Genomic DNA, 14,097 nt, shown 5'->3' on the forward strand with positions numbered 1-14,097 from the left:
GACATGTACCTAAAATGTATCGTAAATTAAGAACCGCCTTGGTACGGATCCGTATGCCAGGTGGTGTGGAAGGTCACCTAGGGAACTAATCCCTAGGTTCCTATCCGATTGCTAACCACCAAAATATTTACTCTGAAAACTCTAATTTTTGTAATTTATTCCAGCCTCCACGAGTGAAATCAGGAATTTCTACAGGAACAGAACCTTTATCCAGAGAAATTTCTGTTAACGGACCTAAACAAGACCATTCTGCAAGATCGTAAACATCCATATCAAGCGGAAGTCCTTTTTGCAGGCAGTGAATTAATCTGTAATCCATTACGAAATCCATTCCGCCGTGACCGCCTACTTTTTTAGCCTGCTCTTCAATGTCTTTAACGATCGGATGTTTGTATTTTGCCATTAGTGCTTTTTTAACCTCTTCAGGAACAAAAGAGTGTGCGCTTAGTTTTTCGTGATTTGGTTTTACATCATCGCCTAATGCTGCACCATCTAAGGCATAACCTTCTAACGGATATTTGTTTGCAAAACCTTTCGTTCCGCTTAACTGATACATTCTGCTGTATGGTCGGGGAGAAGTAACGTCATGCTGAATTTGGATTGTTTTTCCGTTTTCGGTACGAATCATTGTCATAGTGTGATCTCCGTTTCTAAAATCTTTAATTTCCTGTCCCGATTTTTCTTTGATATAGGCAGGATTTCCAACTGCTTTTGTATCCATAGAAACCAGGAAATTCATTTTGTCACCACGATGAATATTCAATGCCTGACACGCTGGCCCCATCCCATGAGTCGCATAAACATCACCGCGGTGTTTAATGTTGTAATCCATTCTCCAGTTGTTCCAGTATTCGCCCCAAAAAGGCTGAAGTCCGTGAATGTATGATCCTTCGGCATGAAGAATTTCTCCAAATAATCCTTGCTGTGCCATATTTAATGTCGTCAATTCGAAGAAATCGTAAACGCAATTTTCAAGCTGCATACAGTGTTTACGTGTTTTCTCAGAAGTATCAATAAGATCCCAGATTTCTTTCATGGTCATTGCTCCCGGAACTTCAATGGCAACGTGTTTACCGTCTTTCATTGCCTGAACTCCAATTAATGCATGGTGTTTCCAATCTGTAGCGATATAGACTAAATCTACGTTTGGTAATGCCGTTACTTTTTTCCAGGCATTTTCATCTCCAAAAAATTCCTGTGCTTTAGGAAGTCCTTGTTTGGTTAAAATCTCATTGGCTGATTGTGTATTTTTTTCTGACATATCACAAAGTGCAACTATTTCTACACCAGGAATATGTGTCATGCGTTCTACTGCTCCCGGGCCACGCATTCCTAAACCAATAAAAGCCACACGAACTGTTGGAATTGGTGCTGTAGCCAAACGCAAAACATCTTGCTGACCTTTAGGGCGGGTTGGTGTTTTGGTCTTAATCATTTGTGCCGATGCAATTGTTCCTGCAAACAAAATGCAAACGACTAACATGAATTTTAAAATAGTAGTTCTCATAATTTAATTAATTTGATTTGAAATAATGATAATCTGAATACAAATTATCAGGCAAAATTGTTTTTTGTTATTGTTATTGTTTCGTTTTTAGAATCTCTCTTTTTAAGGTAAATTCGAAAAATTTATTTCTGGTTTTTTATGGTTTAAAGGTCTTGTGAAAGTAGTTTTTGGTGTGGTGTAATTATTGAAAAAGCCTCCGTTTTTTAAATAAAAGTAATCCTTATCAAGTCCGCCGGCAAAATCCATTCGATATCCTTTTGTACCAGTATTATCTGTTGTAAAACGTACTGAATTTATTTCGACCCAAATATCTTTATCATCGCAAACCCATTGATTGTTGAATAGTACTTTACGCGATAAATCGCCTTGTTCCGGAATAAAATTTTCTAAAAACGAATGAAACCTTTTAAGATAAGTACTGGTTTCAGGACGATTAAAACTCGCTATTAACAGCCATTTCTGCAGTTCTGGTGCATAAAAATAGGCAGTGTAAGTAGTTGTATTATTGTTTTGAGGAAACCCTTGTAATAAAAACTTATAAGTCGTTCCTGCTTTCCAATTGTACTTGAGGTAGCTTTGACCTCCTGAGCCTTCATTACCAAATTCTCCGGTGTGTACATTATCGCCTTTTTTTAGCATTTTAATCTTGTGGGTTTCCGGAATACTTGCGGGATCATCTGTTGTAAATGGACTCCAGACAGAGAATAAAACTCTTCTTTCTGAGGCTGAATTTACCTGAATGCCAAAATACCCTTCGCCAAAACCATTCGCCATAAAATAGGAACCTATTTTGTCTTCGTTTTCGGGAACGGTAAGTTCGTTATAATACCACTTTGCTTTTATATTTTCAGGAACCTGATAGTTTAAATGAACTGATGGTCCGCGGCGTCCCCAATGATAAAAGTTGCCTTCGTTGTTGGGTACATAAGATATTTTTACGTTATCATCACTTGAAATTGTTAAGCGGTCAATAGACGGAAATTGTTCTCCGGTTTTATTAATTCCTTTTATTTTTAGCGCAACGTAACCTTCCTTATTTATCTTCCAGGATCCTATTGCAATCGCTTTTTTTGAGGCGGTAAATTTTACTTTTTTCGATTCATTATTGATCGAAAATTCCAATTCTGATTTTCCAAAAACCTGTACAGATTCTTCTACAGTAATTTGAAATGTTCCCGCTTTAGAAACTCTGAAATAAACGGTAAAAAACTCTTCAGGATTTTTCCAGTTTTCAATGCCATTATCAGTAACAGTATTGTTTTCGTCCTCGTGTTTAGAGCTGTAAGCATTGCCGGCAAGTGGCAGCGAAATTTTGACTTTTGGATTTTCTATGTTCATTGTTTTTATCACCTTTTCTTTGCCTGAAGCAACAGAAAAGAACATTAAAAAAGACGCAAGATAGAGATAGAATATTTTTTTCATTTTACAGGGAATTAAGTTTTTTTTGAAATTCCTCTCTAATCAAACCAAATTAGAGAGGCTTCAAAAAACAAAACTACTTCTAAACAATTATGGGTTTTGAGTCAGAGTTCCCGGATAGGCATTAATTTCTGACTGCGGAATATATTGTACGACTCTTAAGCTTGAAGCTGGCCAGTCGATCATTGGTAAATGTGGACCAGGATAATGACGTGTCATAGTCTGACCATTTCTGTACACATCATAACCTCTATGTGCTTCAAATGCGAGTTCTAACTGACGTTCTTCATCTACTCGCTGTACAGCATTTGTATTGTCTAATGATGTATAACCTCCACCAACAATCGATCTTTCTCGAATAATGTTTAAGTTGGCTAAAGCGCTATTATAATCTCCTTTTTTTACATAGGCTTCCGCCATATTCAAATACATCTCGGCCAATCTTGAAATAGAAGGAGAGTAAAGGTGAGAGTCATTATTTTGCAAAGAACACTTAGTAATGTAATACATAGGATATACACGATTTAATAACATCATATAATCTTTTTCTCCTGTATAGGTTTTGCCTTCATATAGAATCGAATATTGATTTTCGGCTGCGTTTACTGGGGTTAAGTTATAATCAACAGTTCCTATTGTGATATAAAATGTACCATTAGAATTTGTTTTCAAAGGCTGTTGCATATAGTTATAACCAGTTTGTGTGCCGCCGGTATTCTTGATGTCATAAATAAAACGGAATGCCTGAGTTTTGTTTCCTGCATCGTCTGTTGTGTACTGAGGATCGATAAAAGCCCAACGAGCATCTTTTTTTAAACCTGATTTTCTTAATAAATCCAGGTATTTTGCACTCGCATACATTTCGCCCCAACCCTGGCCTTGAATATTAGCATACATACCACCAATTCCGTAATAATGATCGTAGCCTGAAAATTCTGACGCTACTCTTTTAACGGCAAAAATAGTTTCGGTTTGTTCATTAGAATCCGGTGCATAAGTATTGAATTTCATAAAACTGTCGCGGTTTAGTAATTTATACTTTCCGCTTGTAATTACTTTATTAGCATATTCAATAGATTGTGTTGCATATTCCTGATTCGGATTTTCATAGGTACCACTCATATATAAGTATACCCTGGAGAGCATTGCCTGAGCAGCTTCCTTACCGGCATACGATGCTGATTTGTCAACGGTCATTAGAGATTCAGCTTTTTTTAAATCGCTGATGGCTTGTGCGTAAGTATCTTTTACTGTTGATCTGTCCGGTAGCGTTAGATTGATTAAGTCTGCCGGTAAACCATTTACAATTGGCACTCCTAAATTAGTTTCAGGAGATTGTGAGTAAGGTCTCCCGTAAGTACGGCAGAGGTAAAAATAAATCATACCTCTTAAATAATAGGCTTCACCAAGCTGTTGGTTAACAGCAGGACTTTCTCCCTCTGACATCATTTTGATCAAATCACTTGATTGCGAAACAATTTTATAGCTGTTATTCCAGAAAACAGATAATCTGTCATTGTTAGGAATATGTTGATAGGAGATAAATGAGTAAAATGAATCTGTAGAAGTTCCTCTAATCATGATATTATCGCCAGGATATTCTCCAAGTCTGTGCATAACATCAGACCATCCTTTTAATTGCGCGTAACAGCCATTTAATAAAACCTCTACAGCCGCTACTTTATCTTGTTCTATTTTGTCTTTTGTGTATGCATTAAAAGGTTCTCTGTCTAAATCACATGAGGACAGGAAACTAATTGCCATACATAATATAAATATCTTTTTCATGATTTTGTTTTAAAGAGTTAAGTTAAGTCCCAATACAATTTTGCGAGTTGAAGGATACACATGCGTTGCAACACCAGAAATAATATATTGCTGTGTTGTACTATTGTAAGTAGGAGGAAGCTCAGGATCTACACCGGAATAATGACTAATGGTAAAAAGATTCTCTCCGGCGATGTACAATCTCAGGTTTGAGATATGAAGGCGTTGAATAGGTACATTATATCCAAAAGTAATACTTCGCATTTTTAAGTACGTTCCGGTTTCTAAGAAACGTGAAGAAGCTTTGTTAGACTGACTATTGTTGTCATAAAGTGCCTGTGGATGTGTTGCGATATCACCCGGTTTTTCCCAACGGCTCCATCCACTATGCAGTTTCATTTGGTTTCTGTCATTATAAGCACCATCTGAATCAAATTCGGCTCTGGCATAATTATAAATTTCGCCCCCAACAGAATAGCTAAAAATCGCCGAAAAATCGAAATTCTTATAATTTAAGCTGGTAGAGAACCCTCCAAAAAAGTCCGGAGTATACGTTCCTATTGCTTTTTGATTTTTAGAAGCCTCACCGTAATTGCTCGTTTTTATACGCTCTCCGGCAGCATCTGTAGTGTACCATTGTGGTTTTCCGTTTGTGGGATCAACACCAGCCCATTCTGTTAAGTACCAACTGTCAACATCTTTTCCGGGAGTTAATAATTTGCTTGCTGAACCGGCAACACCGCTGCCATCTCCTACAATAATTTGTTGTTTGTCTCCGTACAGATTTGTTACCTTGTTTTTATTGGTACCGATATTAGCATCTACAGACCAGTTAAAATTATCGCCTTTAATGATATCAACATTAACCGAAGCTTCAAAACCTCGATTGTTTACCGCACCTACATTTCTCCAGATACCCGTAACCCCAATAACTCCCGGAAGCGGTACATAGTATAATAGATCAGAAGTATTTTTATTGTAATAGTCCAAAGTAATGTTTACTCGTTTAAAGAAGCTTACATCTAAACCAACTCCGCTTGTAAAAGTTTTTTCCCAGCTCAAATCAGGATTAGCCAATTGCGAGATTAAAGCTCCCGGGGTTTCATTATAACTATTTTTCGAAAAAGAGTACAAAGGTAGATGAGGATACAAACTTTCTGGTCGATTTCCTACAGAGCCATAACTGGCTCTAAGTTTTAAGTTATTGATATAGCCCGCGTGAAAGAAAGCTTCGTTATGAATGTTCCATCCGCCACTTATAGAGTAAAAGTTACCATATTGTGCATTTTTACCAAAGTTAGATGCTCCGTCACGACGAAAAGACACCTGCGCCAAATAACGATTATCATACGAATAATTTACATTCGATAATAAAGATTGCACCGCCCATTGTTGTCTTCCGCCGCCTACTTTTTCAGGAACAGCGGCAGCATCAGGAGCTATAATTCCGGGAGGAATTCCAGTAGCTACTCCTTGAGTAAATTTTCGGTTATATTCATTCCACTCATAACCGGCAACAGCGTTAAAAGTATGTTTGCCAAATGATTTATTGAATTTTAATAATTGATTGGTATAGATTCTATTGTAATTATCCACGTTATCTTCGATCCTGCCTTTCACAGCTAAACCGTTAGAAGATCTGGGATCTGTATAAGCAGTTGAGTTTGAATTGCTAAAAATGTAATTGTTTACAGAAGAGAAAGTCAGCCAGCTTGTGAATTTAAGGTCGAAATCAAGATTCGCTCTCACTAAATAGGTTTCAGATTCAGCATAATTCCATTGCAAATCATACAAATAATTTGATCCGGTGGTGTTTACCCAAGTTGGGTTTGGAGCATTTCCCACCAAAGAACCATCTTCCAGATAAGGACTATCCCAAGGCATATTTCCGTACAAAGCTCCAACGCTATGTTGTTTATCATTAGTTGATTCTCTGGTTAGATTAATTTGTGGTCTTAAGGCAAACCAACTGATTGGTTTATACTCAAATTTCATAAGGCCATTGTACTTTTTGTAATCATAACCTTTAATAGCTCCGGTTTCTTTATATACACCAACAGATACGTAACTTTTAAAGTTTTCACTTCCGCCACTTATCGATAAGTTATAATCTTCTGCAATACCAGTTTGAGTAGCATTGTCCCACCAGTCAAAGTTTTTATTTCTTAATTCAGGATTCCACCACCAAACATTTTGAAAAACTTCTTTGTTTTCAAATGAATCATATAAATCATATAATTCAGCCCCATTCATGATTTTAAAATTTCCGTTGTTTAAAGTCGTCATGGCTGTTTTGGCAGAAAAACTAATAACAGCTTTTCCGGATTTTCCGCTTTTAGTCGTCACGAGAATTACACCGTTTGCACCCTGCGAACCATAAACCGCTGTAGAAGCCGCATCTTTAAGAACCGTCAACGTTTCAATATCAGATGGATTCATGTTAGCAGAGCTATTCCCCACAATAACACCATCAATTACCCATAAAGGATCTGTACTTCCGTTAACGGTGGTTTTTCCTCTAATGACTATTTTGGCTACTGCTCCCGGCTGACCTCCACCCGTGTTTACGTATACTCCGGACGCTTTACCAGCCAGCATGTTTTCGACAGAAGGAGTAGTTACATCAACAATTTTTTTACTGTCTAAGGTTTGTAATGATCCTGTTAAGCTTTCTTTTTTGATTTTGCTGTAACCTACAATAACAACCTCATTCATTTGTTCGCCGGCCTCTTTCATAACGATATTAAGATTCCCTTTTCCCGCTGCTATTTCCTGATTTTCCATCCCAAGAAACGAAAAGATCAGCACAGCACCTTCACTTAGAACTTCAATAGCAAAACTCCCGTCCATATCAGTTTGTACTCCTTTTGTTGTGCCCTTTATGATAACATTTACTCCGGGAATCGGAATGCCTTTTTGATCGACAACCTTACCCTTTACTATTTTTTGAAATACAGATAAATTGGTTTCGTTTACCGGAATCTTATCAGATGGTGCAGCTGTAGAAATTTGAAAACTTAAAGACATTACTGAAAGTAATGTTACTTTAAAACTTTTTTCAAGTACAGCATGTAACCTTAAATTTCCGGTTTTTTTTGAGAATGCTTTTTTCATACTCTTCGTTTGGTTTTGGTTAATGAATGTGTTTCAGTTCAGTTTCTTAAAAAAATACCACTTTACTTTTTGTATATAATTTTCTTCTGTTATAAAGACTAAAAATGAGATTAATAGGGTTAAAAAGAAGAAATAAAAGCGTAGAATATTTTTATAATACGACGAAACTATTGATTATATTTTTACTAAACAAGAAAAAAACAAAAAAATGTGCTCGAACACATATATTTTATGTTCTCGAGCACATAAAATTATACATCCTATATTTTTAAACATAAATTATTGATTTTTTTTCTAAAACAAGACACAAAAAGCACATTCCTGTATTTTATGCTTAGTTACGGGTATTTTGATTTATTTTTAAATATTGAAAAATACTGGTTTATATTTGTATGAATATCGTAATTAGTATTCGATTTAATTGATAATACATCAAAGTTTATTATTTTATAAATAGTAGGTTTTTTCTTTGTTTTAGTTGTTGTTGCAAAATAAAAGAACAGAAAAAAACAAGCAATTTTTCAAATAAAAGGATCTCTTATATTAGTACTTAAAAAAAGAACAAAAATGGAAGTGGTTTTTTGTTGTTTTTTAATTTTAAAAATTATCTTTTACCTATTTTTATATCAATTAAATTTTCTTAAAATTATGAGCTTAATTTCTAAAGATTATCAACTGTATTTCATTAATAAAAATGGAAATAAAAATGCTGACTTTTCTAATTTGTCTTTTTGGAAAGATGCTAATTGTTTGACTGATTTTTCTTCTCCCTGGGAAAATGATTCGTTTTCAAAAATTGAATTTAGGGCGCTTCACGATCTTGAAAATTTCTACTTTAAGTTCAGGGTTTTTGATACTGATATCTACATTGATAAAAAAGATGATAGTTTTGAAAGTATAGGAAACTCAGATCGTGTAGAGTTGTTCTTTAGAACAAATGAATCTCTCAATCCTTACTATTGCTTAGAAATTGATACATCTGGAAGAATAATGGATTTTAAAGCGCGCCCAAACAAGGATTTTGATTTTAATTGGAAATGGCCTAAGAATGATATAGAAGTAAAAACGTCTAAAGATGAAACTTCCTTTATTGTTTCAGGACGAATTAGTATTCAATCCTTAAAAGATTTGAACTTAATTCATAATAATACAATTGAAACAGGAGTTTTCAGTGCAAAATTTTCTCTGGTCGAAAATCTGCAATACAAACCAACCTGGATTTCATGGGTAAACCCAAATACTGAAACACCTAATTTTCATATAGCTTCTTCGTTTGGAAGATTTATTTTGAGCCCACTGATTTAGCGGATTTAAGCTGGTCTTCGCTGACTTCAATTTGTGGAATTTTTAAAAGAATCTGCTCGATCTGTTCAATCTGTGAGCTAAAAAAATTACCCACAGATTTAGCGGATTTAAACGGATTTTCGCTGATTTATTGTGCGGAATTTATAACCCGTGGGCAATCTTACGATATGTAAAATGAAGCATTCTCCGCATTGATAATATCAATAGGCAATAAAATAGTTTCCGGGATATCTTTCCTGAATAAAAAATGCTCTATCAAAGTACTAACACCTAAATAAGCTTGTCTTTTTTGATTTTGATGAATTAGAAAATGAACCAATCCCTGATTCAGGAAGTTCACATTTTTTTCGACTAAGTCATAACCAATAAGTGCAATTTTTTTATTTTTTAATGGAGATAGAATAGAGGCAATCTGATAGGCTTTTGAAGTCGTGATGAAGATTCCTTTTAAGTGTGGGTTTTCTTCTAAAAAGGCAGAAAACTTACTTTCGACATTTGGATGTTTTAATTTTAGAGTAATTAAAGAAAATCCTGCGATCTTTTTTTCGTCAAAATAATTTCTAAAGCCTTTTTCCTTTTCCTGCATATGGACTGCATTTTTCAGGCTTTCATCAATATGGATAATTGCAATTTGACCTTCGCTTAGAATCAGGTTCATTAAACTTGCTGCGACACGTCCGCTTTTATACAAATCCTGTCCAACAAAACCCTTAATAGATTCTCCTTCGATTTGATTATTAAAAGTATTCACTATAATTTCCAACTCGTCGTATTGTTTTACAATTTCCAGTGTTTCCTTATGAAATAACGGAGCGATCAAAACAGCATCAGGAGATTGTTTGATTATGGTTTCATTAGTATTCATAAACGATTTCGTGCTTTCAGGATTAAAGTAATGAGTCTCGATAATCACACTATAGGCTTTAAATTCTGTTATAGCTTCCTGAATCCCGTTAACACAAGGAAGCCAGTAAGGATCAATTTCCGGATCCGGAAGTAAAACGCAAATACGGTAAACTTTGGTGTTTTTTAAATTTCGGGCAATTAAGTTCGGCTCATAATCAATGACATTTAAAACCTCATTTATTTTATCCAGAGCCGTTGGAGATACTTTTCCTCTATTATGCAATACCCTGTCTACAGTTCCTTTCGAAACTCCAGCCATTTTTGCTATATCCTTAATTGTGTACTTTTTATCCATATGAGCAAATATAGAAACTTTGATTTAATAATTTAAAAAATGTTGTAAGAATTATTTAGTGTGCTCGAGAACATTTTATTAGTGTGTTCGAGCACATTTTTAGTTTTTTTCTTGTTTTATAAAAATATAATATATAGTTTCGTAGAATCAAAACCAAAAATTTAAAATAAATCCTTAACCAAAAATCATTGTAAACTTCTGTTTTGTAGTGATTTATTACAATATCTTTTAAGTGAAAAAAATTACTTCCTTAGCCCCGGGTCGGACATGTCTCTTTGGAGATCATCAGGATTATTTAGGATTGCCGGTTATAGCCTGTGCAATCGATCGAAATATAAAATTAACCGCAACAGAGAATCAGACCAATACATTTATTCTTAATATGATTGATATTGGCGAAATCCGTAGCATTAATATTGATGCAACTTTCGACAAATTAGAGCCTCGTGATTATTTTGCCTCTTCATTGCGCGTACTGCGCAGATATGGCTGTGTGCCCAATGTGGGGTATACGATAACCATTACAGGAGATATTCCAATTAATTCAGGAACATCAAGTTCATCCGCTTTATTAATGGCGTGGATTCGTTTTTTAATTTCGGCTTTTGGCGTTGATCAGGAAGTTACGCCTGAATTTATTTCGAAAGTAGGATATGAATCCGAAGTATTGGAACACGGAGAACCTGGAGGAATGATGGATCATTTTAGTATTGGAGCAGGAAATATTGTTTATATAAATACAAAAGATCCTTTCTCTTATAAAATTATCGGAACAGAATTAAAAGGTTTAATTACCGGAGTTTCCGGTGTTCCAAAAGAAACAATAGGATTGCTTGGCGAAGTAAAAGGAAATGCCTTGATCGCAATTGATATTGTGAAGCAGAATTTTCCGGATTTTGATCTAAATCTTTCTAAAATTGAGGATTTAGACCGCTATAGAAATTGTTTGCCAGACCGATTAATGCCTTATTTTGATGCCGCACTAAAAAATTTCCATTATACAAAAGAAGCTTTAAAAGAGTTTGAAAAACCAGTTTTAGATCTTCAAAAAATAGGCGCATTAATGAATCTGCATCACGAAGTTTTGCGTGATTTATTAAAAATTACAGTTCCGCGAATTGATGATATGATCGATGCCGCTTTACGAGCAGGAGCTTACGGAGCTAAAATTGTGGGTTCCGGAGGTGGCGGCAGTATTGTAGTTATTGCGAATCCTGAAAAAGAGGATGTGATAATCGAAGCCATTCTTAAAGCTGGAGCTCAGGAAGCATATGCCGTTACGGTAGATCCGGGCGTTAGAATTATTGAAAATATTGAAATTTAAAAAATAAATATGCACAACAATTTAGTTATTCTTGCGGGTGGAGCATCATCCCGCATGAAAAAAGAAGCCGTTCTTGATAATTTATCTCCCGAAGAAATTACACAGGCAAACGAAAGAAGCAAAGGTTTAATTGGTGTAGGAGCAAGCGGAAGACCTTTGTTAGATTATCTTTTATTGAATGCTAAAAAAGCGGGATATAAAAACATCTACATTATTATTGGCGAACAAGGAAATTTATTCAAGGAGTTTTACGGAACTCAAAATACAAATAATAATTTTCACGGACTCAATATTTCTTTTGCGGTACAATATATTCCCGAAGGACGAATAAAACCCTTTGGTACAGCAGATGCTTTGTTTCAGGCAGTCGAACAGTTTCCGGAGTTAAATACACAACAATACTCCGTTTGTAATAGTGATAATTTATATTCGGCAGCAGCCTTACTAGCATTGAGAGAAACCGATAGTCCAAATGCATTTATTGCTTACGATCGTGATGCTCTGGAATTTCCTTCTGAAAGGATTTCGCGTTTTGCTATTGCCAAATTGGATAAAAACAACCAATTACTTGATATTTTAGAAAAACCATCTGCTGCTGTTTTGCAGGATTATAAAGATGTCCAAGGTAAAATAAGAGTTAGTATGAATGCTTTTAAGTTTAACGGAAGCACTTTGTATACCCATCTTAAAAATTGTCCGGTTCATCCGGAAAGAGATGAGAAAGAATTACCAACAGTACTTTTAAATGCTGTAAAAGAACATCCAAATACCACCTTAGGAATTCCGTTTTCAGAACATGTTCCCGATCTAACAGCCAAAGAAGATATCGCTGATGTAAAAGAATATTTACAGCAGTTTTATCCGGTTTTAGACTGGGATGCTTAAGAAAAATTAACAAAAAATTGATATCTAATTTACAAATAAGTACAACTTATTAGACTACTTTTGTTTTAAAATTGCAAAAAAAATGCATTTAATTGCATTTCAATTGCAATATATTTGCAAAAAAAAGTTGATGTTATTTTAGATAGAAAAAAACTAATCTATTAACAATCAACCAAAAGTATTATGTCAAACATTGAAAGTGCATTACAAATAGAAAAAAGGAGTACTATTATTCCGATGGTCATTTTAACCGCATTATTTTTTATTTTGGGTTTTGTTACCTGGCTTAACGGACCTTTGATTCCATTTTTTCAGTTGGCGTGTGAGTTGACCTCTTCACAGGCTTATTTTGTAACTTTTGCTTTTTACATTGCTTATTTTGTAATGGCAATTCCGTCATCGTGGGTGATTGAAAAAGTAGGCTATAAAAACGGAATTTCACTAGGATTATTGATCATTGCTGCGGGTGCATTTATGTTTTATCCTGCTGCTGAAAGCCGAACTTTTTTACTGTTTTTAATTGCATTATTTGTCATGGGAACAGGTTTGGCAATTTTGCAGACAGCATCAAATCCTTATGTAGTCGTAATTGGCCCAAGGGAAAGTGCTGCGGCAAGAATCAGCGTGTTGGGAATTGCAAATAAACTGGCCGGATTTGTGGCGCCATTGATATTGACAGCTTTGGTTTTGTCTAATATGCAGGAGTTTACAGCAGATAAAATTGCGTTGTTAGATTCAGTTTCAAAATCAAACGCTTTAAATTCTCTTGCATTGCAATTGCAAAGACCTTACCTTTATATGGGATTAATTATAATGGTTCTGGCACTTTTTGTAAAGTTGTCGCCATTGCCGGAAATTGATTTGGATGAAGACGGAAATGTAACGCATTTGAGTATTTTTAAGCAAATCAGAAATGCATTCAGACGACCACAATTGGTTTTAGGCGTAATTACTTTAATGCTGTATTTGGCTGCTGAAGTTTTAGCCGGAGATTCTATTGGAGCTTTCGGAAAAGAATTAGGAGTATATGGAACCGAAGGAAATTTTTATTTAAAATTAACTTCCTTTACCATGTCTGCAATGGTGGTGGGATATATATTAGGGATAACATTAATACCTAAATACCTTTCGCAGGTTACAGCTTTAAAAGCATCAGGAGTTTTGGGTATAATTTTGGTAATGGCCATCGTTTTGATTTCGCCTAAAATTATGGTTCAGTTGCCTGGAATTCCAAATTTACCAGTAGTAATTCTGCTAGTAGCATTATTGGGTTTAGCAAATGCATTGTGTTGGCCGGCGATTTGGCCAATGGCGTTAGAAGATTTAGGAGGATATACTAAAATAGGAAGTGCAATTTTGATCATGGGTATCATTGGAGGAGCAATTTTTCCTTTGTTATACGGATTGATCACAGAAAATATAAATGCGTCAAATATTGCAAACGGAACCGCAGAGATATCAAAAAGCGGAAATCAAATTGCTTATTTAATGTTGTTACCATCTTATATAATGATACTTTTTTATGCTATAAAAGGTCATAAATATCGAAGTTGGAAAATGTAACGAGAGGAATTA

The 14,097-nt window shown here is 35.1% G+C and carries 9 protein-coding genes; 4 read left to right on the forward strand and 5 right to left on the reverse strand.

Annotated features, from left to right (window positions below):
* Positions 1-127: 127 nt before the first annotated feature.
* The 4 genes from NJT12_RS13080 to NJT12_RS13095 all read right to left on the reverse strand — a co-directional run bounded on the left by NJT12_RS13080 (position 128) and on the right by NJT12_RS13095 (position 7,807).
* Positions 128-1,483, reverse strand: coding sequence for a Gfo/Idh/MocA family protein (locus tag NJT12_RS13080; protein WP_271336437.1), 1,356 nt, complete (start codon positions 1,481-1,483; stop codon positions 128-130).
* 126 nt (positions 1,484-1,609) lie between these two features.
* Positions 1,610-2,929, reverse strand: a complete 1,320-nt coding sequence (locus NJT12_RS13085; protein WP_271336364.1) for a DUF3472 domain-containing protein — start codon at positions 2,927-2,929, stop codon at positions 1,610-1,612.
* An 87-nt stretch (positions 2,930-3,016) separates the two neighbouring features.
* Complete coding sequence (locus NJT12_RS13090) at positions 3,017-4,714, reverse strand: RagB/SusD family nutrient uptake outer membrane protein (protein ID WP_271336365.1); 1,698 nt, start codon at positions 4,712-4,714, stop codon at positions 3,017-3,019.
* 9 nt (positions 4,715-4,723) lie between these two features.
* The gene (locus NJT12_RS13095) at positions 4,724-7,807 is read right to left on the reverse strand and encodes a SusC/RagA family TonB-linked outer membrane protein (protein WP_271336366.1); all 3,084 of its coding nucleotides are present in this window, start codon (positions 7,805-7,807) and stop codon (positions 4,724-4,726) included.
* A gap of 648 nt (positions 7,808-8,455) precedes the next feature.
* On the opposite strand from NJT12_RS13095, the gene NJT12_RS13100 reads away from it, so the two are divergent.
* On the forward strand, positions 8,456-9,112 hold the full coding sequence (locus NJT12_RS13100) for a sugar-binding protein (protein WP_271336367.1): 657 nt from the start codon (positions 8,456-8,458) through the stop codon (positions 9,110-9,112).
* A 160-nt stretch (positions 9,113-9,272) separates the two neighbouring features.
* Here NJT12_RS13100 and NJT12_RS13105 read toward each other — a convergent pair whose 3' ends face one another.
* A complete protein-coding gene (locus NJT12_RS13105; RefSeq protein ID WP_271336368.1) occupies positions 9,273-10,313 on the reverse strand; it encodes a LacI family DNA-binding transcriptional regulator in 1,041 nt (346 codons plus the stop codon).
* Between the two features lie 232 nt (positions 10,314-10,545).
* On the opposite strand from NJT12_RS13105, the gene NJT12_RS25085 reads away from it, so the two are divergent.
* The 3 genes from NJT12_RS25085 (at position 10,546) to NJT12_RS13120 (ending at position 14,085) form a co-directional block, all read left to right on the forward strand.
* Entirely contained in the window at positions 10,546-11,637 is a 1,092-nt protein-coding gene (locus NJT12_RS25085) for a mevalonate kinase family protein (RefSeq protein WP_271336369.1), read from the forward strand.
* Between the two features lie 9 nt (positions 11,638-11,646).
* Complete coding sequence (locus tag NJT12_RS13115) at positions 11,647-12,522, forward strand: sugar phosphate nucleotidyltransferase (RefSeq protein WP_271336370.1); 876 nt, start codon at positions 11,647-11,649, stop codon at positions 12,520-12,522.
* A 183-nt stretch (positions 12,523-12,705) separates the two neighbouring features.
* Positions 12,706-14,085, forward strand: a complete 1,380-nt coding sequence (locus NJT12_RS13120; RefSeq protein ID WP_271336371.1) for a sugar MFS transporter — start codon at positions 12,706-12,708, stop codon at positions 14,083-14,085.
* Positions 14,086-14,097 lie beyond the last annotated feature (12 nt).

Source organism: Flavobacterium azizsancarii (assembly GCF_027980145.1).
GTDB classification, from domain to species: Bacteria; Bacteroidota; Bacteroidia; order Flavobacteriales; family Flavobacteriaceae; genus Flavobacterium; species Flavobacterium azizsancarii.